Origin of the sequence: Streptomyces sp. HUAS 15-9, from assembly GCF_025642155.1 — a bacterium.
GTDB lineage: Bacteria > Actinomycetota > Actinomycetes > Streptomycetales > Streptomycetaceae > Streptomyces.
The window spans coordinates 5,183,841-5,206,795 of the sequence record NZ_CP106798.1 but is presented as its reverse complement, the minus strand read 5'-3'; the positions used below and the strand labels follow the sequence as shown (position 1 = coordinate 5,206,795).

18 protein-coding genes and 1 pseudogene are annotated in these 22,955 nt (G+C 68.9%); 8 read left to right on the top strand and 11 right to left on the bottom strand.

The window, feature by feature from the left end; all coding sequences use genetic code 11:
• The first annotated feature begins 306 nt into the window (after nt 1–306).
• From N8I87_RS24120 to coaA, 7 genes are all read left to right on the top strand, one after another.
• Nucleotides 307–5,286 (top strand): RICIN domain-containing protein, encoded by a 4,980-nt coding sequence (locus N8I87_RS24120; RefSeq protein ID WP_317633487.1) that lies wholly within the window; start codon nt 307–309, stop codon nt 5,284–5,286.
• A gap of 8 nt (nt 5,287–5,294) precedes the next feature.
• The gene (locus N8I87_RS24115) at nt 5,295–5,960 is read left to right on the top strand and encodes a hypothetical protein (RefSeq protein WP_263211645.1); all 666 of its coding nucleotides are present in this window, start codon (nt 5,295–5,297) and stop codon (nt 5,958–5,960) included.
• Nucleotides 5,961–6,039: 79 nt separating this feature from the next.
• The gene (locus tag N8I87_RS24110; RefSeq protein WP_263211644.1) at nt 6,040–6,429 is read left to right on the top strand and encodes a polymorphic toxin type 27 domain-containing protein; all 390 of its coding nucleotides are present in this window, start codon (nt 6,040–6,042) and stop codon (nt 6,427–6,429) included.
• A gap of 34 nt (nt 6,430–6,463) precedes the next feature.
• Nucleotides 6,464–6,871 carry a hypothetical protein gene (locus tag N8I87_RS24105; protein ID WP_263211643.1) on the top strand — a complete coding sequence of 136 codons (408 nt, stop codon included), beginning with the start codon at nt 6,464–6,466 and terminating at the stop codon, nt 6,869–6,871.
• 454 nt (nt 6,872–7,325) lie between these two features.
• Complete coding sequence (locus tag N8I87_RS24100; RefSeq protein ID WP_263216990.1) at nt 7,326–7,742, top strand: hypothetical protein; 417 nt, start codon at nt 7,326–7,328, stop codon at nt 7,740–7,742.
• Nucleotides 7,743–8,060: 318 nt separating this feature from the next.
• Nucleotides 8,061–8,453 (top strand): CPCC family cysteine-rich protein, encoded by a 393-nt coding sequence (locus tag N8I87_RS44440; RefSeq protein WP_411577277.1) that lies wholly within the window; start codon nt 8,061–8,063, stop codon nt 8,451–8,453.
• A 268-nt stretch (nt 8,454–8,721) separates the two neighbouring features.
• A complete protein-coding gene (gene coaA / locus N8I87_RS24095; RefSeq protein WP_263216624.1) occupies nt 8,722–9,690 on the top strand; it encodes a type I pantothenate kinase in 969 nt (322 codons plus the stop codon).
• A 57-nt stretch (nt 9,691–9,747) separates the two neighbouring features.
• Here the strand turns inward: coaA and glmM are convergent, their stop codons facing one another.
• From glmM to N8I87_RS24075, 4 genes and pseudogenes are all read right to left on the bottom strand, one after another.
• Complete coding sequence (glmM, locus tag N8I87_RS24090) at nt 9,748–11,106, bottom strand: phosphoglucosamine mutase (protein WP_263211641.1); 1,359 nt, start codon at nt 11,104–11,106, stop codon at nt 9,748–9,750.
• A gap of 224 nt (nt 11,107–11,330) precedes the next feature.
• A complete protein-coding gene (gene rpsI / locus N8I87_RS24085; RefSeq protein ID WP_103812805.1) occupies nt 11,331–11,843 on the bottom strand; it encodes a 30S ribosomal protein S9 in 513 nt (170 codons plus the stop codon).
• Between the two features lie 42 nt (nt 11,844–11,885).
• Nucleotides 11,886–12,329, bottom strand: coding sequence for a 50S ribosomal protein L13 (gene rplM / locus N8I87_RS24080; protein ID WP_019329618.1), 444 nt, complete (start codon nt 12,327–12,329; stop codon nt 11,886–11,888).
• A 477-nt stretch (nt 12,330–12,806) separates the two neighbouring features.
• Nucleotides 12,807–12,957, bottom strand: a pseudogene (locus tag N8I87_RS24075) (adenylate/guanylate cyclase domain-containing protein); the annotation flags it as partial.
• A gap of 637 nt (nt 12,958–13,594) precedes the next feature.
• Between N8I87_RS24075 and N8I87_RS24070 the strand changes: the two are divergent.
• Complete coding sequence (locus N8I87_RS24070; RefSeq protein ID WP_263211637.1) at nt 13,595–14,473, top strand: hypothetical protein; 879 nt, start codon at nt 13,595–13,597, stop codon at nt 14,471–14,473.
• A 29-nt stretch (nt 14,474–14,502) separates the two neighbouring features.
• Here N8I87_RS24070 and N8I87_RS24065 read toward each other — a convergent pair whose 3' ends face one another.
• The 7 genes from N8I87_RS24065 to rplQ form a co-directional block, all read right to left on the bottom strand.
• Nucleotides 14,503–15,252 (bottom strand): polyprenol monophosphomannose synthase, encoded by a 750-nt coding sequence (locus tag N8I87_RS24065; protein WP_263211635.1) that lies wholly within the window; start codon nt 15,250–15,252, stop codon nt 14,503–14,505.
• Between the two features lie 3 nt (nt 15,253–15,255).
• A complete protein-coding gene (locus N8I87_RS24060; RefSeq protein ID WP_263211633.1) occupies nt 15,256–16,557 on the bottom strand; it encodes a UDP-glucose dehydrogenase family protein in 1,302 nt (433 codons plus the stop codon).
• Between the two features lie 77 nt (nt 16,558–16,634).
• Nucleotides 16,635–18,500: an ArnT family glycosyltransferase gene (locus N8I87_RS24055; protein ID WP_263211631.1), complete on the bottom strand. Its 1,866-nt coding sequence runs from the start codon at nt 18,498–18,500 to the stop codon at nt 16,635–16,637.
• Complete coding sequence (locus N8I87_RS24050) at nt 18,497–19,522, bottom strand: glycoside hydrolase family 26 protein (protein ID WP_263211629.1); 1,026 nt, start codon at nt 19,520–19,522, stop codon at nt 18,497–18,499. Before N8I87_RS24050 ends, N8I87_RS24055 begins: the two co-directional genes overlap by 4 nt.
• Nucleotides 19,522–20,937, bottom strand: coding sequence for a glycosyltransferase family 2 protein (locus tag N8I87_RS24045; protein WP_263216622.1), 1,416 nt, complete (start codon nt 20,935–20,937; stop codon nt 19,522–19,524). Before N8I87_RS24045 ends, N8I87_RS24050 begins: the two co-directional genes overlap by 1 nt.
• A gap of 382 nt (nt 20,938–21,319) precedes the next feature.
• Nucleotides 21,320–22,186 (bottom strand): tRNA pseudouridine(38-40) synthase TruA, encoded by an 867-nt coding sequence (gene truA / locus N8I87_RS24040; protein ID WP_263211627.1) that lies wholly within the window; start codon nt 22,184–22,186, stop codon nt 21,320–21,322.
• A gap of 74 nt (nt 22,187–22,260) precedes the next feature.
• Nucleotides 22,261–22,773 carry a 50S ribosomal protein L17 gene (gene rplQ / locus N8I87_RS24035; RefSeq protein ID WP_263211625.1) on the bottom strand — a complete coding sequence of 171 codons (513 nt, stop codon included), beginning with the start codon at nt 22,771–22,773 and terminating at the stop codon, nt 22,261–22,263.
• Nucleotides 22,774–22,955: the final 182 nt, after the last annotated feature.

Here is a 22,955-nt window from a genome sequence, read left to right as displayed (position 1 = left end):
CTTTCGCGCCAGCACCCCTCGATGCGGCACAAACACCTGTACGACCAGGGTTGTGCCTACATAAGGTGACCGCCGTGCGTGACGGAACCTGACCATTCCGCGAGCGCGCACATCAGTCAGCGACCGGGGGAACGCCGTCGCTCACGGGGAGAGGTTGCATCGCCATGCCGTCGTACCGGCCGTACGCACGCGTCAAGTCATCCGGATGCCTGAGCCTCTGAGCTCTCATCAGAACCACACCACTGCCCTGACCCTTCGGCCGCTCTTCCGGCCCACCCCCCTCTGAAGGCAGAAAGGGATGCTTCCTTGCACCCCAGACCGTGGTTCCGGCTGCCCGGAACACGAAGATCACAAAAACTCACCTCCGCTGTCACCTCCGTCGCCGCCCTGGCCGTCCTGGCCGGTCTCGCGGTTCAGCCCGGCCTGACCAGCCTGGGCGCCGAACCGGTGGGCGACTCCTCTCCCTGGTACGACGACACGGCCGCCGAGCAACTGCGGCAGGACCAGTGCCTGATGGCCGACGTGCTGCGGCTCGGCGGCCCGTCGATGGCCACGACCGCCCAGGACGGCCTCAACCAGCCCGCCGACAAGCTCCACGTCCTGGCCGACCGGAAGCACTGGGAGCAGACGCCCCTCGCCGTCGCGTACAACAAGGACCGGGACGCGGCCGACAAGGAGCTGGACGCGCTCTCCGCCCAGCGGGACGCCTGGGCAAAGCCGCTCGCTGGTCTCGCCCATCCAGGCAACGTTCCCGCCTTCGACTCGCCGCCCGGTTCTCCCGGTGACGGCCAGCAGACGTTCTACGGGCAGACTGGTCTGACCTCCTGGATCGCGGACCGGTTCTGGAAGACCGACGACGGCTTCTACGAGGACGCCACCCCGAAGGCCGACGAGAAGACCCTCAAGGCCGTCGACGCTCTGGGCGGTCCGCTCTACGGCAAGGCCCCCGATCCGGCGGGCATGACGCAGGCGGAGTGGAACCGTGCGCTCGCCGAACGCGACGCCTTCGAGTGGATGCACGGCGGTCCCGGTCACAACGCGGGAGCCGACGACGCCCGTATCCTCCTGTCCTCCGGCGGCTTCCCGCGCACCGCACCGCAGCCGGGCACGCCGGAGTACCGCATCGCCGTGGAGGACGTGAAGTCCCGGTTCGCCGCGTGCGGCTGGCGCGACCCGCTCGACCCGGACAACGTGCTCGGCGACATCACCGCCACCGCGGCCGGCGAGTGGCAGCAGGAGGTCACCTCCCAGGCCACCCAGCGCAACCAGATCCTCGACGCGAACGAGGATGCCGTCGACGCTCTTTCCAAGGGCTCGAAGGCCCTCGGCGACATGCTGGGCCAGTCCTGGGTCGCCGACCACCTCACGCGCTGGCAGGACTACTGGAGCCCCGGCGGGATCGGCTGGATCGGCGACGCCTCGCTGACCATGAAGGTCGAGGCCGCCAAGGGCAAGTGCCTCGACGTCCAGGGCGGCAACACGGCCAACGGCACCCCGGTGCAGATCTACACCTGCAACAACAGCACGGCCCAGGAGTGGAAGCTCTGGGGCTCCTACGACGGCGGCTACGCCCTGTTCAACGCCAAGGCAGCCAAGTGCCTTGACGTGAAGAGCGGCAACAACGCCAACGGTACGAAGATCCAGGTCTGGTCGTGCAACGGAAGCAGGCCGCAGCAGTGGCAGTTCGACATCCGCGCCGCCGGCGAGCTGCGCAATGCCGCCACCGACAAGTGCCTGGACCTGCACACCTTCACCAACGGCAACGACACCCAGCTGTACACGTGCAACGGCAGTGCCGCGCAGCAGATCCGCATCGTCCCCCAGGGGCATGACGGAACCGACAACCCCGGCTACCCGGACAACGCCCAGTTCACCAAGGCCAAGGCCGGCATCACCGGGGCCCAGGCGGGTGCGAAGAAGCAACTGGCCGCTCTGAAGGCGCAACTGGCGGCTGCGCAGAAGGCGGCGACCAGGTCGGACACGGCGCTTACGGCCGCGTACGGCATCGCTGACAGCAACGGCGCCCCCCGCGGCCGTGGCCTGCTGGTCGGTCAGCAGAAGGCACAGGTCACCAAGGGTGCGGTGGCCGCGCTGCAAGCTCTCGTGAAGGCCGGTGAGACCGCCGAGGCCGCGACCCGCGCCTCCGCCGGCGACAGCGCGACCATCGCGCAGCGCGCCCTGGCGCAAGCCGCGCAGTCGAAGGCCGAGTTCCGCAAGGAGGCCGCGAAGACGGCCGAGTGGCAGGCGAAGTCCGCGGCGGACGCGGCGAAGATCCACCGGGACAACGCGAAGAAGGACAAGGAGACGGCGGAGGCCAAGCTCTCCGACGCGGTGAAGGCCGAGGGCGACGCGAAGGCGGCCGCCGCCGACGCCCACGCCAAGCGCCTCGCCGCCGAGGCCGAGGAGAAGACGGCCAAGGCGGAGAAGGAGAACGCGGCGGCCAAGCAGGCCGAGGCAGCCCAGCACCGCAAGAACGCCGAGTCCGAGGCAACGAAGGCGAAGGACGCCAAGGACAAGGCGGAGGCCGCCGAGAAAACCGCCGGGGACCGGCGGGACGACGCGGTCAAGGCCAGCAACCACGCCCGGGACATGCGCGACGACGCCTGGGACGCCAAGCAGAAGTCCGACGCCCTTCGCGCCAAGGCCGACGCCAAACGCGCCTACGCCGACTCCCTCGACTCGCACGAGGGCGCCGACGCCGCCCGCGCCGCGGCCAACGACGCGGACAAGGCCGCCGACGACGCCGAAACAGCGGCAACCAAGGCCCGCTCCGAGGCGGACGCCGCTACCAAGGCGGCAGCCGACGCCGACGCCGCGGCCACACGCGCCGAGGCGGCCGCCAAGCGGGCGCGCTCCGACGCGGACACGGCCCAGGCGGACAAGCTGAAGGCGGACGCGGCGGTGAAGACCGCAACAAGTGCCGTCGCCGACGCCATCAAGGCCTCCCAGGACGCCGCCACCGAGGCCAAGACGGCGGTCAAGCTCGCCGACGAGGCCGAACAGCACGCCAAGGACTCCAAGACCCAGGCGAACAAGGCGAACGAGGAAGCCGGCAAGGCTCTCGCGGCCTCGGCGAAGGCGGCAGGCTACGCCCACGTCACCGCGCAAGCGGCCGTGGACGCCGGTGAAGCGGCCACGCAGGTCGCCAACCCGGCCAACGACGCCATCCAGCTCGGCTCGCGCTACATCGACACCGACTCGGCCGCCGGCCTGGTCGTCCTGACCGGCCAGGCGTCGAAGTCCATCGCCGACCAGCAGCAGGCGGTCGCCGATGCGCACGCCAAGAACGCGGCAGCCGAGGCCCAGGCAGCGAAGAACCTCGCCGACCAGGCCAAGGGCGACGCCAAGGAGGCCTACCAGCACGCGGCCAACGCAGCCCAGTACGCCGCCGACGCCCGCACCTACTCCAAGGACGCCCTCGGCTACGCGGCCGACGCCGCCAAGGCCGCGGCAGCCGCGTCCGCGTCCCTGGCCCGCACCATCGAGTACGACAAGCAGGCAGCCGACGACGCGGCAGCCGCCGACAAGGCGGCCGGCAACGCCGAAGGCTACGCCAAGGACGCCCGCGACTCCGCTGACACAGCAGAACTCGACGCGGCCGCAGCCCGCTCCGCAGCCGCCCAAGCCGAACAGGACGCCAAGGACGCCCGAGCAGCAGCCACCCGCGCCGACACAGCAGCCACCGAAGCCGAACAAGCCGCCAAGGACGCCGACAAATACGCCAAGGAAGCCCAGCAAGCAGCCACTGAGACCCAGAACAAGGAGAACGGGAAGCAGGTCCAGACGGGCACCATCCTCGACTCGGCCGGCCACATCGGCAACGTGTTCTATGTCGTCGACCACTACGAGAACGTCGGCGAGCCGAAGACCCTGTCCAAGACGTCGGCCTGCGACGACTGGAAGAGCAGGATCGTCTACACGGGCGACTGCACCGTCACCGCGAAGATCACCTACAAGGCGATCCTCAACCTGTACCTGTGCACCGCGGAAGACCTCAACCCGGCATACAACATCTGCCCCTCCGAGTCGGCGGTGTACCTCGGCCAGCAGCCGTCCGAGGAGATGACCAAAGAGGTCACACATACCATCACGCTCGCGGAATTCAACGCGAACATCGACCCGATCGACATCCTCTTCGGCAGCTGGATCGACTGCGGCAAGAAGATCGGCTCGATACTCAAGATCACCTCGGGCGGCGGGGGAAACTGGGGCGGATGCGGCTGGGCCGCCCTCGACGTCGCCAGCCTGTTCGCGGGCAAAGCCGTCCGGCCGATCGCCGACGCGGTGCGCGCCGTGGATGCCGCCATGCGCACCGGCATCGGAGTCGCCGACGCGCTGAAGGCGCTGCGTACGCTGCGCATCGACGCAGACGCGTTGGCGGGTATCGAGCGATCGGCGCGCATCTCCGAGGAGTTCCGCGTCGCCTGCGAGACCAACAGCTTCCCTGGCGCCACCGAGGTGCTCATGGCGGACGGCTCACGCCGGCCCATCAGCCAGGTGGGTGTGGGGGATCGCCTCACAGCCATGGATCCGGCCACCGGCCAGCTACAGACGCGGCAGGTGAACGACACCTTCAAGCACGACACCCAGCGGCTGGTGGACATCACTGTTGCCGACGGGGGGAAGCTGGCCAGCACCGCCGGCCACAAGTTTTATGTGGTGGACCGCGGGTGGACGCTGGTTTCCGACCTGCACGTCGGCGACCGGCTGCGCACACCGGACGGCTCCGTCCACCCGGTGACCGCCCTCCTCGACCGCTCGGGCCTGACTCCGCGGACGGTCTACGACCTCACCGTCGACGACCTGCACACGTTCTTCGTGCTCGCGGGCGCCACCCCGATCCTTGTTCATAACTGCAAGGTCGCCTTGGGGTGGCAGCGAGATGGGGCGCTCGACGCGTGGGCTCGGCTTCCCGGGAACAAGTTCACCACCTTCTCCCTCGCGCGCCGGCAGGATTTCGCTGCGCTGGCGAGGCAGGCCATCGCCGACCCGAACGTGGAACTGCACGTCAACATGACGGGGCTGGAACGATACGGAGACTTCATGGACGCCGCCAAGCGCGGCCTGCTGGCTGGTGAAGCCGACCATGCCACAGACTACGAGATGTCCTTGATCGCGAGAGCCGTCGCCAATGGTCAACGCACATGGAGTTCGGTGAGGTTCTATTATCCGACGGGTGCCGATGATGCCATGCAGCTCAAAAAGATAGATATGCCGGATCTGTCAAAGTTGGGGAAGCTTGACCCGGTAGACGGGAGCAAATTCGGGTACTGCCACCACTGCTAAGGAATCCGATGAATATGGACACCCACCGGAAAGACCTGTATCCGGACGTGACTGCTTCGGGTGGCCTTGGACCAGCCATGCGAGAGGCAGCACAGCTGCGCGGATGCGACACCGGGCTGGGGCCGTGGGCCGTCGACGTCGTCAGCATCCAAACGGCGAGGGGTTTCCTGTTGGTCGACCTTGCGACCGAGGAACGTCTTTTCCGGTTGAGTGTCGGTATTCCCGGGTTCGACTGGGAGATCGGCTCCACGGGGGATCTTGGACTGCTTGTGGAAGCGGTCGCCGCATGGCGGGAAGGCATACCGCTCGACGAGTTGGAGGAGAGATTCGAGTTCATGGATCTCGACGAATTCGTCGGGGCGCTCGAACGCGGAGAGCCCACCTCTTCGCAGTGGGCTGAACTCCTGTCGTCCGACTTCAACCGGCGCCAATGGAACCTCCTGCGCCGCCTCCGTGCGGATGAGGTACTGCGGGACATGTTCCCGACCATCTCACACGGTGCCGTCCGCCTGCGTGTGGATGCGATGGACGGAAGGAGCCGTCAAGTTCTGGTGGACGAGGTGAACGGGGAACTCTATGAGGTCATGCGCGTAGGGGTGCCAGGGGCCAGCTGGGTCGAGGTGCCGACCGGTGATCTGATCGCCTACCTGCGAGCTGCCTTGAACGAAGAGTGATCTCGACAGATCGATGAGGTCGAACCCCGCCAGGTAATCCCTGGCGGGGTTTCTTCGCGCCTGGCCACGTGGGGGCACAGTGCGGCTTCGGGCCCCTTTGTACAACAGGCTTCTCGGCAAGGCGGCCCCCAACAGTGATGGGCGTCCGATCTGGATGGTCGGCGTCGAGAAGGCGCTGGACAATAAGTCGGTGAAGTTGAGCATTTCACTGGACGGTATTCCGAAGGCGAAGACCGCGGCGGAAGCCCTGGACAAGCTCGTCGAGCGCGGGAAGCCGTTGGTCGGTGGCGACTGGCGGGCGGTGGCCACGCCAGGAAGCAACAACGGCACCGCGTGGGAAGTGGCGACGTTGCGTCTCAAGGTGATCCTTGGACGTCGGGACTTCGACGCCGTCGACTGGTACTTCACCAAGCCGGGTGAGAAGGTGCCGAGCCTCGCCAAAATACCGCCGCCGGACTGGGCCCAGTGACCCGAAGACCCCGAGGACAGGAAGAACACAAAGAATGCCGGATTTCATACGAGAGGGACGTCTGTTCCGGGTGGTCAGCTTCTCGCCGTCGCACCGGCAGCTGCTGCTGCGCAGCGAGCCCACCGCCGTCGACAATACAGACACCCGCGTCGAGGTGTACTTCGGGCATGTGGAGCTCATGCTGCTCAAGCCCATCTACGAGAAGGGGATCCACGTCCGCCGGGCGTCGGAGGCGGAGTTCGCGGTGCTGAAGGAGCGTCATGACCTCGCTGCGGACGACGCGGACTTCACCTGGATGATCGAACCGGACGGGGACAGCTTCGTCATCTCCGGCGGACCCGCGTGGCGCGAGGCGGCCCGCGAGTTCGAGGACCCGTCCCTGTTCGACTTCAGCCAGCCCTGGCCGCCGGACTTCCCCGTGGAGTACGGCAACATCCGCTGAAGCGGATGACACGTTGAGGGCGCCCCCTGCCACATGGGGCGCCCTCAGCACCGTGCATGCCCCTTCACTGGTGAAGGACCGGATGGACATCACCGGCGCCCGTCGGAGCATGTCCGGCGCCGAGGCCGTGCTCGAGCTCCACGCGGTGGTCAGCAACGGCGACTACCCGAGCACCGGCTCGCTCGCGCCGTCCCACACCGGGGCCACCGCCTCGTCCGGGTGCACCCGCAGCTCCCGGTCCTTGACCGGATGTCTACAACGGAGCCGACCGGCGCACCTCCGGGTCGAGCGAAGTCGAAGCGGGCCTGCTCACCCCGCTCACGAATCCAACTGGCGGCCGCGGACTTCACGTACAGATGGTCGGCGCTGGCCACAGTCCGGGCACGGCGCCTGCACGCATGCGGCTCTCCGTCCGGGGCCAGGTGGTGGTCGCCCGGCGCTCCGCTTCGGCGGCGTGGGGCATCGCGGCGTCGGCCGCGACCGCGCGGCGCTGTGCACGGCGGCCGTCCTGCCGGTCCTCGCAGCGCGGGCAGTCCCGGCCGGAGTCGAGCAGCACCCGGTCGTCGCACCTCACGTCGCCGTACTCCTGGCGCTGCGGCAAACTCCGGGCCAGCCGGTCGGCGAGGACCTGCGGTGCGTCCGTGGTCGGCTTGTGCTTGGGTGCGCCGACCGGTCGGTCCCGGACCTGGTACCAGCGCTTGAGCGGGTCGTCACCGAAGCGTGTGCGGACCTCGGTTACCGGCTGTTCCTGAGGACCATGAAGGCATACTTCGTGGAGATCGACCAGGACCGCTGCGACACGTTCACCGCGCTCGGCGAACGTTTCGGCTATCCGGAGTTCCTCGTGGACGACAACCTCAACGTCAGATAGGACGACTCGTCCGACGGGTTTCGCTCGGGCCCCGCCGAAGCCGAGCCACACCGGTCTCCCGCCTCGGCGGGCCTGCTTCGGCCTTCCGCTGTCCCGGCTGCTCAGTCTCTACGTCGGCGCCGGCGACGGCCTCAGAAGGGCGCTGAACACCATCCTCGAAGACGGCTACGTGACAGACACCGGGCTGACCTGGGTCGCCTCGCAGTGGAGCGTGGTGGACATGTTCAACCGGGAGCCGGACCGGGGCCGAGAGTATTTCGACGACCCCATCCGAGTGAAGGGTGACATCGTTCCGCCTGGCACTCCCATTCCCTGGAGATGAGAAGCATGTATCCCTGTCCGTGCTGCGGGTACCTCGTCCTCGAGGACGGGCCTGGATGGTACGAGATCTGCCGCATCTGCCGCTGGGAGGACGATCCGGGGCAACTTCGCTCGCCCTGGCTTCCCGACGGACCGAACCGGCCTTCGCTCATGGATGCCCAGCGCTCGTTCGCAGAGATCGGCGTGAGTGATCCGCAGCGGCGCCGCCGGGCTGCTACGCCTCAGGCGTCCGACAGGCGCGACGAGGGCTGGAGGCCGTTCGACGTAGCGCGGGACGGCGGTCCGGATCAGCAAACGGAGTCCAGTTACTGGCCCCCGGACAGAACCACCCTTTACTGGTGGCGGCCGACGTACTGGCGCAGGGCCGAAAACCAACGCCGATCCGAATAGAGGTGTGGGCGGCGTCCCGTTGAGGAGCCGCCCACAGGGCAACATCGCCGAGGGCAGCCGTGCGTGATGCACCACACCCTGCAGCCGGAAACGACGGACCGTGAGGCACAGGGGCGGGCGGAGAGCAAATCCGCCCCTGTGGCATGTCCGCGCCCGACCACGAGTGTCCGTGGATGCCCGATGGAGTCCGGACCGGGCGTGACGCACCCCACCCGCCGTCCCGTTCAAACTCCGTTAACAATGGACTGTGATCTCACCGGTCTCCTCGATGCCCCGGAGCGCCCACCGGTCCAAGCCGGAGGCGACTCCCTACGTCGACCTCACCCGCGCCGAGTGGAGCGCGCTGCGCGAGAAGACGCCGCTGCCGCTCACCGCTGAAGAGGTCGAGAAGGTCCGCGGCCTCGGCGACGTCATCGACCTCGACGAGGTGCGGGACATCTACCTCCCGCTCTCCCGCCTTCTCAACCTCTACGTCGGCGCCACCGACGGTCTCAGAGGGGCGCTGAACACGTTCCTCGGTGAGCAGGGGTCCCAGTCCGGAACACCCTTCGTGATAGGGATCGCCGGATCCGTGGCGTGCGGCAAGTCGACCGTGGCCCGTCTGCTCCAGGCCCTCCTGTCCCGCTGGCCCGAGCACCCGCACGTGGAGCGGGTCACGACCGACGGCTTCCTGCTGCCGACCGAGGAGCTCAAGGACCGAGGGCTGATGTCGCGGAAGGGATTCCCCGAGTCCTACGACCGCCGGGCGCTGACCCGGTTCGTCGCCGACATCAAGGCGGGCAAGGACGAGGTCACCGCCCCCGTCTACTCCCACCTCATCTACGACATCGTCCCGGGCGAGAAGCTCGTCGTACGCCGGCCCGACATCCTGATCGTCGAGGGCCTGAACGTCCTGCAGCCCGCCCTCCCCGGCAAGGACGGCCGCACCCGCGTCGGCCTCGCCGACTACTTCGACTTCAGCGTGTACGTCGACGCGAACGCCGACGACGTCGAGAGCTGGTACCTCAACCGCTTCAAGAAGCTGCGCCAGACGGCCTTCCAGAAGCCGGACTCGTACTTCCGCAAGTACACACAGGTGTCAGAGGAGGAGGCCCTCGACTACGCCCGTACGCAGTGGCGGATGATCAACAAGCCCAACCTGGTGGAGAACATCGCCCCCACCCGGGGCCGCGCCACCCTCGTCGTACGCAAGGGCCCGGACCACAAGGTCCAGCGGTTGCGCCTGCGCAAGCTGTAGGCGAGTAGCCGACCCAGGGGTGCGGGGAACCCCGGGCCGGCCAAGAACGGCCGACTGCTATCCCAGCGCCGACTTCACCGCGTCCGCCAGGCGCCCGGCGACCGACTGCGCCTGTTCGATGTCGGCGGCCTCCACCATCACGCGCACCAGCGGCTCCGTGCCCGAGGAACGCAGCAGCACCCGCCCGGTGGCGCCGAGTTCGCGCTCGGCCTCGGCAACGGCGGCGGCCAGGTCGGCGGAGGTGCCGACGCGCGCCTTGTCGACGTCCGGGACGTTGATCAGCACCTGCGGCAGCCGCTCCATGACCGACGCGAGGTCCCGCAGCGTACGACCGGTCTGCGCAACCCGCGCCGCCAGCAGCAGGCCGGTCAGCGTGCCGTCGCCGGTGGTGGCGTGGTCGAGGATGATGACGTGGCCCGACTGCTCGCCGCCGAGGGCGAAGTCGTGCTCCTTCATCTCCTCCAGGACGTAGCGGTCGCCGACGGCCGTCTGCACGAGGTGGATGCCCTCGCGCTCCATGGCCAGCTTGAAGCCCAGATTCGACATCACGGTCGCGACGACGGTGTCGGAGCGCAGTGCGGAACGCTCCCGCATCGCCAGCGCGAGCACGGCGAGGATCTGGTCGCCGTCCACCTCTTCGCCGGTGTGGTCCACGGCCAGGCACCGGTCGGCGTCACCGTCGTGCGCGATACCGAGGTCGGCACCGTGCTCGACGACGGCGGCCTTGAGCTTGCCCAGGTGGGTGGAGCCGCAGCCCGCGTTGATGTTGAGGCCGTCCGGCTCGGCACCGATGGTGACGACCTCGGCACCGGCCCGAGCGAAGGCCTCGGGCGAGACACCGTAGGCCGCGCCGTGCGCCTCGTCCAGGACGATCTTCAGCCCGTCGAGACGGTTCGGGAGTACGCCGAGGAGGTGGGCGACGTACTGCTCGAACCCCTCGTCGTACGAGCGCACCCGCCCGACGCCGGCGCCGGTCGGCCGCTCCCAGGGCTCACCGTGCCGGTGGGACTCGTAGACCGCCTCGATCTTGTCCTCCAGCTCGTCGGCGAGCTTGTGCCCGCCGCGGGCGAAGAACTTGATGCCGTTGTCGGGCATGGCGTTGTGGCTGGCGGAGAGCATGACACCGAGGTCGGCGCCGAGCGCGCCCGTGAGGTACGCCACCGCGGGCGTCGGGAGCACACCGACGCGCAGCGCGTCCACGCCCGCGCTCGCCAGGCCCGCGACCATGGCGGCTTCCAGGAACTCCCCGGACGCGCGCGGGTCCCGTCCGACCACCGCCTTCGGCCTGTGGCCCTCGAACGTGCCCGCCTCGGCCAGCACATGCGCCGCCGCGACGGACAGGCCGAGCGCCATCTCGGCCGTCAGGTCCGCGTTGGCGACGCCGCGCACGCCGTCCGTGCCGAAGAGTCGTCCCACTTGTCCTCCTGAGGAAGCGTCAGTTTCGGAAGCCGTAGGCAGTCGATGGTTCGATGCCGGGTCGGTTGCGGCTCCGCATCCCAGGCATTCCATGCCTGAACATCCGATCACACATTCCGTTGAGCGTCTTGTGTCATTAGACCCAAGTCTGTGTGATAAACGAACGCCCCGGCGGCACTGTGGCGTGCCGCCGGGGCGTTCGGAGTACGAGCAGGCAGCGAAGATTAGCGCTTGCTGTACTGCGGGGCCTTGCGGGCCTTCTTCAGACCGGCCTTCTTGCGCTCGACCGCACGGTCGTCGCGCTTGAGGAAGCCGGCCTTCTTGAGCGGGCCGCGGTTGTTGTCGACGTCGGCCTCGTTCAGCGCACGGGCGACACCGAGACGGAGCGCACCGGCCTGGCCGGAGACACCGCCACCCGCGATGCGGGCGATGACGTCGTAACGACCCTCGAGCTCGAGCACCTTGAAGGGCTCGTTGACTTCCTGCTGGTGCACCTTGTTCGGGAAGTAGTCCTCGAGGGTGCGACCGTTGATCTTCCACTTGCCGGTGCCCGGGACGATCCGGACACGGGCGATGGCGTTCTTGCGACGGCCCAGGCCGGCGGCCGGCTGGGGCTCACCGAAGCGCGAGGCGAGGGACTCGGAGGTGTACTCACCCTCCACCGGAACCTCGGACTCGGTGGTGTAGCTGTCGATGTCAAGCTCTTCGAGCGGCTGCTCGGCAGTGGTCTCGGCCACGATTCTCCTCAGATTCTCTTCAGTCTTAGGGGGTGGCCGGACTTACTGCGCGACCTGGGTGATCTCGAACGGCTGCGGCTGCTGCGCGCCGTGCGGGTGCTGGTCACCCTTGTAGACCTTCAGCTTCGAGAGCATCTGACGGCCCAGCGAGTTCTTGGGGAGCATGCCCTTGACGGCCTTCTCGATGGCCTTCTCGGGGTTCTTGTCCAGCAGCTCGTCGTAGCGGACGGAGCGCAGACCACCCGGGTAGCCGGAGTGGCGGTACGCCATCTTCTGGGTCCGCTTGTTGCCGGACAGGTGCACCTTGTCGGCGTTGATGATGATGACGAAGTCACCAGCGTCGACGTGGGGGGCGTAGATCGGCTTGTGCTTGCCCCGGAGGAGGGTCGCTGCGGTGGTGGCGAGACGGCCCAGGACGACGTCCTGAGCGTCAATGACGTGCCACTGGCGCGTCACATCGCCGGGCTTGGGGCTGTACGTACGCACGGTTCGTAGCCTTCGCTTCTTCAGTGAATGGTCCTGACAAGGTCACCGAAGACGATCACGACAGCCCTGACCGCACTGCGGTGACGCAAACCGCGTGCTGGTCGCTGGTCATCGGCCCGGTGGACCGGTGTAAGGGCCGGGTCCGTGAGAAGAGCCAAGCCAATACACAACGAACAGGCAGAATACCCGGGGCGCGGCACCCGGGTCAAAACGGGTCCGCCGCGACGGGCTCCGCCGATTCGAGCGACCAGTGTAGGCCGGACTCCGGGCACCCCTCCCGGACAGCATCGGCGGGCGCCCCGGGGAGGGATTGGAAGGTTTGGGTCACGCGGAGGCACGGCAGAACCGGATATTACGGGCATCTGGGTGGCCCAATCCTTCCACGCGGCCCCGGACGCACATCCGGGGAGGCCGGGCGGCGGGGCCGGCGGTGGGCGTTCGGGGCGTCGGCCGCCCTCGGAGCGGGGCTGCGGCGCGCTCGGGCAGCAGCAGCTCGACGACCGGGTACGTCACCTCGGTGCGCGTCACGCCCGGTGGACCGGGCCACCTGCACCGCCGTCGCCTCGCTGGGCGGCCCCGCCTCGGCGCGACGGGCGAGCCGACGCAGGGCGAGCACGTCGGCAGAGGACGACCACGTCGGCACAGGACGACCACGTCGGCCTCGGTGAGGGCCTTGGCCGCGCTGCCCGGGGTCCGGCGCCGTCCCCGTCGGCGCCTTCCGCTCCACCCCGCCGCTCCTTGCCGCTCCTCGCTCCACCCCGCCACCCCCACCGCTCGTCGGCACCTTCCGCTCCACCCCGCCGCTCCTTGCCGCTCCTCGCTCCACCCCGCCACCCCCCACCGCTCGTCGGCACCTTTCGCCGCTCCTTCGCCGCTCCTTGCCGCTCCTCGCTCCACCCCGCCACCCCCCACCGCTCGTCGGCACCTTCCGCTCCACCCCGCCGCTCCTTGCCGCTCCTCGCTCCGCCCCGCCACCCCCCACCGCTCGTCGGCACCTTTCGCCGCTCCCTCGCCGCCCGGGCCGCCCTCCCGCCCACGAAATTTTCGCGCCGTCCGCCGCCGCCACTCCCCGTAACACCCCCGCGACCCGACGTCCCCTTCCCCGCCCGGTCTGCCCCGAGGCGCCCGCTTCCCCCTCCCCCGTGGGGTGGAATCGGGGCCGCTCAAACGCCTGGGTGAGTTGTCTCACCCTGCACTGAAAGGTCCACTATCGCCGCTCGTAGAGGCGCAACCGCACCCCCGGTCCCCCGTCTAAGATGCGCCCCATGAGTTATGGGCAGGGGGGACCCCAGTCCCAGTGGGATCCATGGAAACCGCAGTCTCAGCAGCGCTGGAACAGCGGCGCCGACCAGACCCCGGACTGGGCCGCGCTCGCCGAGGCCTCGGAGACGCGGAACAAGCGGCGCAGAGTGCTGTTCATCGGCGGCGGGGCGATAGCCACCCTGGCGATCGGCGCGGCCGTCGCCATGGCCGTGGTGTCGGCGAACGGCGACGACAACGCCTCGGACCAGCCGACCAACCTGCCCGCGAGCGCCTCCATACCCAGCGACTCGTCGGTCCCGGCGCCGTCCTTCGAGCCCACCAGCGCCCCGCCGCCGCTGGACCCCAAGGACTTCATATCCAGCGCCAAGAAGGACACGGCACCGCTCAGCGCCGAGACCCTCTTCCCGGGCACCCAGCTGACCATGGGCGAGACGGTCTACAAGAAGGGCCCCACGGCCGACACCAGGAACTGCGCCTCGGCCGCGCAGGGCACCCTCGCCAAGGTCCTCACCGGCAACGGCTGCACCCGCCTGCTGCGCGTCAGCTACGTCAAGGACGGAGTCGCGGTGACCGTCGGCGTCGCCGTCTTCGACACCGAGGCCAAGGCCACCGAGGCCAAGGGCCAGGCCGACAAGCAGAGCATCGTGAAGTCGCTCGCCGGCAAGGGCATCAAGACCTTCTGCGACTCGGCGATCTGCCGCTCGACGACCAACGCCTACGGCCGCTACGCCTACTTCACCATCGCCGGCTTCACCAGCGGCAAGGACGTGACGACGAAGGACACGAAGGTCTTCAGCACCGGCGACGACCTGGCCGAGTTCACCTTCCGGCAGATCCGCCGGCGTGGTGAGGCCCAGGCCTCGGCCGCCGCCAACGGATAGCCACGGCCCCGGACGATCCCGGCCCCCGGCTACTTCTTCTTCAGGCGCAGCCGGATCGGCACCACCGCCGACTCCAGCTGCGTCCGCAGGGTCATCTTCGAGACACCCTCGGTCCGCTCAGCGAAGCGGATCGGGATCTCTACGGCGCTGTGTCCGGCCCGTACGGCCTTGTACTTGAGCTCGACCTGGAAGCTGTAGCCCGCGCTGTCCAGGTAGGACAGGTCCACGTCCCGCAGGGTCCGCGCCGACCACAGGTTGAAGCCCGCCGTGATGTCATGGATGCGGGTGCCGAGCACGGCGCGGGCGTAGGCGTTGGCGAAGCGGGACAGCAGGACCCGGTGGGCGCCCCAGTCCTCGTCCAGCGAACCGCCTTCCACGTAGCGGCTGCCCACTACCAGGCCCGCACCGGACGTCACCGCCGCCTCCAGCATCCGCGACACCGCCTCCACGGGATGGCTGCCGTCGGCGTCCATCTGGACGACGTACTCGGCGCCCTCCTCCAGCGCGGCGCTCATGCCGGCGGTGTACGCCCGCCCCAGCCCGTCCTTCTCGGTCCGGTGCAGCACGCTCATCCGGTGCCGGCCGTGGGCGTTGTACTTCTCCGCCAGTTCCTCGGCGATCCGGCCCGTGCCGTCGGGGCTGGAGTCGTCGACGATCTTCAGATGGAGGGCGTCCAGCGGCAGTCCCAGCACCGCCTCGGCCATCCGCGGCAGGTTCGCCGCCTCGTTGTACGTCGGCATCACCACGGTGACCCGAGCGTCCCGGTACGACTCGTCCATCTCTTATCCCTCCCCATTCCGCGCGGGTCTACCCAGCGCCGAGAACCGCCAGCCCGCCGCGGTCCAGCGGTCCGCGTCGAGCCCTCCCCTGCCGTCCACGATCCGCGGACGGCGCACCAGCGACCGGGCCCTCTCCGGGTCGATCGCCCGGAACTGCGGCCACTCGGTCAGATGCAGGACCAGGTCGGCCCCGCGCAGCGCCTCCTCGGCCGACACCGCGTACCCGAGCAGCGGGAACGCCTTGCGGGCGTTGTCCATCGCCGCCGGGTCGTACACCGTGACCTCGGCCCCGTCGAGCCCGAGCCGGGCCGCCACGTTCAGCGCGGGCGAGTCGCGGATGTCGTCCGAGTCGGGCTTGAAGGCCGCGCCCAGGACGGTGATCCGTGCGCCCAGCACATCCCCGCCGCACAGCTCGTGGGCGAGTTCCACCACCCGGTCGCGGCGCCGCATGTTGATCGCGTCGACCTCGCGCAGGAAGGCCAGCGAGACGCCGAGCTCGTCGGCGCGGTGGGCGAAGGCGCGGATGTCCTTGGGCAGGCAGCCGCCGCCGAAGCCGATGCCGGAGCGCAGGAAGCGGCGGCCGATCCGGTCGTCGTGGCCGAGCGCCTCGGAGAGCTTGGTGACGTCGCCGCCCGCCGCCTCGCAGACCTCCGCCATCGCGTTGATGAAGGAGATCTTCGTCGCGAGGAAGGCGTTCGCGGCCGTCTTCACCAGCTCGGCGGTCGGGAAGTCGGCGGTCACGGCCGGGGTCCCGGCGGCGAGGACGGGCTCGTAGACGGTGCGCAGAATCGTTTCGGCAAGTGCCGATCCCACGCCGAACACCAGGCGGTCCGGTCGCAGCGTGTCCTCGATCGCGAAACCCTCCCGCAGGAACTCCGGATTCCACGCGACCTCGACGTCGTACTCCTCCGCCAGCCGCCCCGCCGTGCCCACCGGCACCGTCGACTTGCCGACCAGCAGGGCGTCCGGCGCCGCGTGCTCCGCGATCGCCGCGAACGCCGCGTCCACGTACGTCAGGTCCGCGCCCTCGGAGCCCTTGAGCTGCGGGGTGCCGACGCAGACGAAGTGCACCTCGCCGAAGGCCCCGGCCTCCTCGTAGGAGGTGGTGAAGCGGAGCCGTCCGCTCGCCGTGTGCTTCGCGATCAGCTCGGGCAGCCCCGGCTCGTGGAAGGGCACCCGGCCCGCCCGCAGCGCGGCGACCTTGTCGGGGTCGACGTCGACGCCGAGCACCTCGTGGCCGAGTTCCGCCATGCAGGCGGCGTGGGTGGCACCGAGGTAGCCGGTGCCGATGACGGTGAGCCGCATGGATACGGCCTTTCGTGTCCGGGCTTGTGTTCAGGGGTGGGGTGGGGAAGGGAAACGGGCGGGGGAAACGGGCGGCGTCAGGAGGTCTTCGCCCAGACCCGGTAGGAGCCGGTGCCGCCCGAGCTGAGCCGGAAGGGGATCTTGCCGACCAGCCGGTAGTGGCCGCTCCTGGTGACCTGCCGCTCGATGTACGCGTCCAGCACCGGAGTCGCGACCCCGTCCAGCACGACGAGATCGAAGTAGCCGTCCTTGAGGGCGAGGCGGTACCCCTCGTTCCCGTGGTGGACGACGCCCTTCTTGTCCCGGTAGCCGATGCCGTAGGTGGAGGTCCACTGCGCGTGGTTCGTCTTGTCCCGCAGGTAGTAGACGGGTACCTCGTAGGTCTCACCGAGATAGCGGCCCTTGGGCTTCATGTACGGCTCGATCGCCTTGACCATCCCCGTGGAGTCGGGCCACAGGCCGAACCGCCACTCCGACTGCGAGACGCCGAGACACAGCGCGCTGACCCAGATCATGATGCCGAGCTGCGGGTAGCGGAAGTGCTTGCCGACCAGCCGGATCACCCCGACGCCGGCCATCGGGGCGGCGAAGAGCAGACCGAAGTCGAGGTGCTTGTAGAGGGAGACAGCGGTGTGCAGGTGGATCTGGTACGCCGGTGCCAGCAGCGCGGTCCCGGTCAGCGTCACGCCCAGCAGGGCGCGCCAGCGCCAGCCGGGGCCGTTCAGCCCGTAGGAGCGGGGCGACTCGTTCATCCGGCCGCGCAGCGCGTAGGCGAAGGCCCCGGCGACCGCGGTGGCGAACATCAGGCCGCCCCACTCCGCCGACTTCTCCAGCAGCGCCGAGGTGGTGTCGGTGCCGTGGGCCCGGTTGGTGGTCGTCTGCCGCACACCGGCGAGCACGTCGGTGTACATGAGGCCGACCCCGGCCAGCGCGGCGGTACCGACCCCGAGCACGAGCGCACGCGGGACGCAGCGCCACCCGCGGTGGTGCCAGGCGGTCAGCGCCGCGAGGACCACCAGGGTGGGTATGTAGAGCGCGGAGGCGTACTTCACCGCCACCGCCAGCACCATGACCGGCGCCGCGAGCAGCACGGCGAGCACGGGCGCACGGCTGGTGCGGACGACGATCCACGCGGACAGCGCCAGCAGGAAGATCGCCGGGGCGTCGTAGGTGGCGAACCAGCCCAGCACGATCGTCGGCTGGGTGACCGCGAACAGTGCGGCCGCCGCCAGGGCGACCCGTTCGTTGAACAGGCGGCGGGTGAAGGAGTACAGCAGCACGGTGGCACCGAGCATGCACAGCAGGCTGAGCAGACGGGCTCCGGACAGGCCGAACCAGCCGTCGACGAAGGCCGCCGCCACCGGGTACAGCATCGGCGAGCCGGAGAAGTACGACTCGTAGCCGCTGTGCAGCGGGGTGCCGCTCGCCCAGTGGTCCAGGATGTTGTGGCCCGCCGCGAGATACAGGGCCTCGTCCTGGAACGCGGTGTTGGACAGCATCAGCGACAGGAGCGCCTGGACGACCAGGAGGATGGCCAGGACCCCGCGGCTGACCCAGGCCCGGCGCCGGCTCGGGGTGTCGTCCCAGCCCGCGTCCGGAGTCTCGGGTATGTGGTAACCCGGTTCCGCCGGTGCCGGCTCCGGCACCGGTTCCGGCGGGGCGAACGTCTGCTGGTCCTCCGGCTGCCGCTGCTGGTACGGGTACACCCGCGGGTCGTAGTCGTAACTCTGCGGGATGTCGTACCCCTGCGGGACCTCGTAACCCTGGTGGCCGTAATGACCCTGGTAACCCTGGTGACCGTCGTAGCCCTGGTACCGCTCATGACCGTCGTGGGTCGGCTGCCGCGGGACGTATCCGTTCGAGTTGAACCAACCGCCTGCCGAGTCGTCGTCGGCGTAGGGATCGTAGGGCTGGGGCGTGTAGTGCTCGGGTCGCGAGGTCATGACGGCTTTCGTACGTCGAAGCCGAACCGGTCGTCGGCGGCCAGGCGCTTGAACTCCTTCAGCGCCAGCGGGCTCGCCTCCAGCCGCCAGTCGGCGCGCTTCTTGTGGTTGAACCAGATGAAGCCGATCATGTTGTCGTCGGCCTCGACGCCCGCGAACAGGTTGTGGACGTCGGCACGGCGCCGCTCGCCGGGCATGGCGGCGGTCTCCAGCAGGAGCATGGGCTTCTTGGTGAAGGTGCGGATCTGCTTCCGAGTGGGCCCGAACACGCTGTCGAACGCGTTGTCCTCGCCCGTCGTGAAGTAGCCGACCAGGCCGATCCAGTCGACGTAGGCGTCGCCCGGGTAGTACGGCTTCAGCTTCACGTTCCGCACCGGGTTGACGATGTTCGGCGCCCAGGCCCAGATGACGTTGGAGGCGCCGGCGTCCAGGAAGGTCTTGTGGATGTGCCGCCAGGCGGCCACGTACTGCGCGGGGGTCGTGCTCTGCGTCCCCCACTTCTCCCAGTGACCGTTGAACTCGTCCGCGAAGTCGATCACCACGGGCAGGTTCAGCTTCCGGACCGCCGTCGCGTACTTCTTGATGTACGCGTCCGACTTCCCGGCGGCGATGTCGGCGACCGGGGTGTCGAAGGGTTCCCAGGACATCAGGGTCAGCGCGCCCTCGGCCCAGGCCCGGCGCACCCCGCTGGCGTCGAAGCCGTCGCCCCAGCCCGCGTAGTACTCGATCAGGTTGGGCTGCTTGCCGACCATCCTCCGGTAGGCGTCGACGCTCTTCATGGAGGTCGGGGCCCCGTTGACGGCCGCCCCGAAGTACTTCTTGGCCGGCTTGAGCAGGGGTACGACGTCGTAGGGGACGTCGGAGTCCGGCTCCGCGGAGGGATCCGTCGCGGCGGCCTTGTCCGGCCCGGACCCGGAGGAGCCGTCGTCGCCGAGCAGGGAGCAGCCACCGAGGGCGGACACGGTGAGCAGGCAGGCGACGAGCGCCGCCCACACACGGAAGAAACGATTCTGCTTAAGCATCAGACAGCCACCTCGGACCGGGGCTGCACCAGGACGCGGCCCACGACCAGCGCGTAGAAGAGCCCGGAGGACAGGATCAGGGCGAAGTCCGGGGCGTTCATCGTGAACGTCCGGTACACCGCGGCGGTCACCCAGACCAGGGCCGTGCCACCGCTCCACGCCCACATGCCGATCCAGAAGCGCCGGGTCTTGTTCTTCTTGGCGCCGGAGGAGCCGGTCGGCTGCCAGCCCATGCGGTTCTTGCGCAGGATGTCCCAGATGGCGAAGACGTGCGCCCAGCCGTACATCATGCGGGCCGCCCAGGCCTCCAGACGGTAGGGCGCCTTGTGCCACATCGGGAAGATGATCGTGGTGTAGAAGATGCTGGGCAGCACCAGGAGCAGATGCTCGACCCTGAGCTTGTCCGGCATCATCAGCAGCAGCACGATCGGGATCACCGGCGCCGCGAAGGTGAACAGCGCGGTGTGGATGTAGTAGAAGAACCCGGACATGTAGCACAGGCGGCTGGAGAACTTGATCTTGCGCTGCCAGAACTTCCGGCTGCCGAGCAGGCTCATCGAGCCCGAGCACCAGCGGTACTGCTGGTTGAAGAAGGCGCCCGCGGTGTCCGGGCACACACCGGTGGAGACGGCGACCGGCACATAGCGCAGGTCCCAGCCCAGACCGCGCAGGTCGAAGCCGGTGTGCACATCCTCCGAGTGCTCGATCAGCGTCGTACCGCCGTTGGTCTCCAGGGCCGCCCGGCGGTAGATGGCGCAGCTGCCGACACAGATCGCGCCGTCGCTGCCCTGCCGGGAGACCTGCACGGACCGGTAGAACAGCTCCTGCACCGCGCCCGCGCCGCGCTCGATCCAGTTCTGCGAGTCCAGCACGCGGAAGTACTGCGGCGACTGCACGATGCCGATGCGCGGGTCGTCCTGCATGTACGGCAGGAGTTCCTCCAGCAGGTCGGCGCGCGGGGTGAAGTCGGCGTCCAGGATGAGGATGAACTCCCCGTCGGACCGGCCGAAGCCGAAGTGCAGATTGCCGGCCTTCTTGAACCAGCCGCGGTTGTCCCGGGTGCCGTAGCGGAACCCGAAGTCGCGGGCCATCGCCTCCAGCTCGGGGCTGGCGCCGTCGTCGAGGACGAACGGCACGCAGACGCCGGGGTAGCGGTCGGCCAACGCCCGCACGTGCCGCCAGGTGTTGTACAGCACCTCGATGGGCTCACCGCACACCGGCAGGAACACATCCACCGTGGGATAGGCCTCGGGCCGCCAGTTCTGGACGAGCTGCCGGTGGTACGCGATGTCGAAGTCCCGGGTGAAGCCGTTCACCCGCAGCGACACCAGGTAGTAGACGACCGTGAAGACGAGCAGCGGTGTGTAGATCCACAGCACCGGCGTGGACTGCGCCAGCTTGAACTGGCTCACCACCAGGCAGCAGAAGCTGACGAGCGAGCTGATCGTCAGGATCCACAGATGCCGACGTGCGTAGGAGTACTTCTCCTTGTCCGTCGGCGGCAGGGGCAACAGCCCCAGCGAAGCGTTCTGACCACGTCCGGCTCGTCGCCGCCCACCGCTCTGGCGCGCGGCACGACGCCCCCCGGTCCGCACGGGACCTACTGAACTCATCGGATTTCCTACCCCGGGCCGGAACGACCCGTTGACCCCCCAGCCAACCCCGGCCATCCCATGCGAACTGATGACCAGGCCATGCAACTTTATCCGAGAGGTAGGAATCTAGTAAGCGCTCAACTAGTCGTTTACGCCGGGTAAGTCCCGACATGAGGCATATCCGACGCGAAATGCGGGGTAACTAACAGGTTTCACAACCTGCCGAACGAGACAGCGTCCGCTTGTTCCGCGCCTCCTTGTTCCGCGCGGCCAGCAGTTCGTCGGCGGGATAGCCGACCTCTTCCAGGGTCAGCCCGTGCGGCCGTACGACATGCACCGCCGAGTCCCGGACCCCCGCCGCGAGCACCTTCCCCGGCCAGTCGGGCGCCCGGTGCCCGTCCCCCACGAACAGCAGCGCCCCGATCAGCGAGCGCACCATGTTGTGGCAGAAGGCGTCGGCCCGGACGGTGGCGGTGATGATCCCGTCGTCCCCGCGCACCAGGCTCAGCTCCTGGAGCGTACGGATCGTGGTCGCGCCCTCGCGCTTCTTGCAGTACGCGGCGAAGTCGTGCTCCCCGAGGAGATGCCGGGCGGCCTCGTTCATGGCGTCCGCGTCGAGCGGCCAGTCGTGCCACAGGACATGGTTGCGCAACAGCGGGTCGACACCGCCGGGGTTGTCGGTGACCCGGTAGGCATAGCGCCGCCAGACCGCCGAGAAGCGGGCGTTGAAGCCACTGGGCGCTTCCCTGAGGGCCCACACCCGTACGTCCTTGGGCAGCCGCCCGGCGAGCCGCTTGAGCAGCTTCTCGTGGTGCTCGCGCCAGACCTGCTCGGGCAGATCGACATGCGCGACCTGACCCCGCGCGTGCACTCCGGCGTCCGTGCGTCCGGCGACGGTCAGCTCGTACGTCGTGCCCCCCGAGCGGGTCACCGTGCGCAGGGCGTCCTCGATCTCCCCCTGCACGGTGCGCCTGCCGCCGGCCTGCTTGGCCCAGCCATGGAAGTCCGAGCCGTCGTAGGACAGGTCGAGGCGGATACGGACGTGGCCGGGCTGTACTTCGTCACTCACCCCTGGATCCTCTCAGGAAACGCGGAACGGGCCCGCCCCCAGGGGGACGGACCCGTTCACCGCAAGGCAGAGCCTCAGGCGTCCTTGGACTCCTCGGCAGCGGCCTCGACCGGAGCAGCGTCCTCGACGACCTCGTCGGCCTTGGTCTCCTCGACCTTGGCCTCCTCGGACTCCTTGACCGCACGCTTGGTGGCGGCCTCGGCCTCACCCACGGCCTTCTGCTGCACCGTCAGCGCCTCGACCAGCTCGATGACAGCCATGGGCGCGTTGTCGCCACGGCGGTTACCGATCTTGGTGATGCGGGTGTAGCCACCCGGACGGTTCTCGTAGCGCGGGCCGATCTCGGTGAAGAGCGTGTGCACGATGCTCTTGTCCGTGATCACCTGGAGCACCTGACGGCGGTTGTGAAGGTCGCCCTTCTTCGCCTTGGTGACCAGACGCTCGGCGTACGGGCGCAGGCGGCGGGCCTTCGCCTCGGTGGTGGTGATACGGCCGTGCTCGAACAGCGACTTCGCGAGGTTCGCGAGGAGCAGCTTCTCGTGCGCGGCGCTGCCGCCCAGACGGGCACCCTTGGTGGGCTTCGGCATGGTTCTTCTCCTGTGTGTCTGCCCCGGCCGTGTCAGGTACCGGAGTCAGTATCCGAGCGGGCGGTTGCCCGTCGAAGATCCGGCTGCCTTTTCAGACACCCGGAGGGTCCGCGCCCCAAAGGGGCGCGGGGAACTGCGCGACCAGCCACAACCGGCCCGCAGCCGCAGTACAGCCCTCCTCG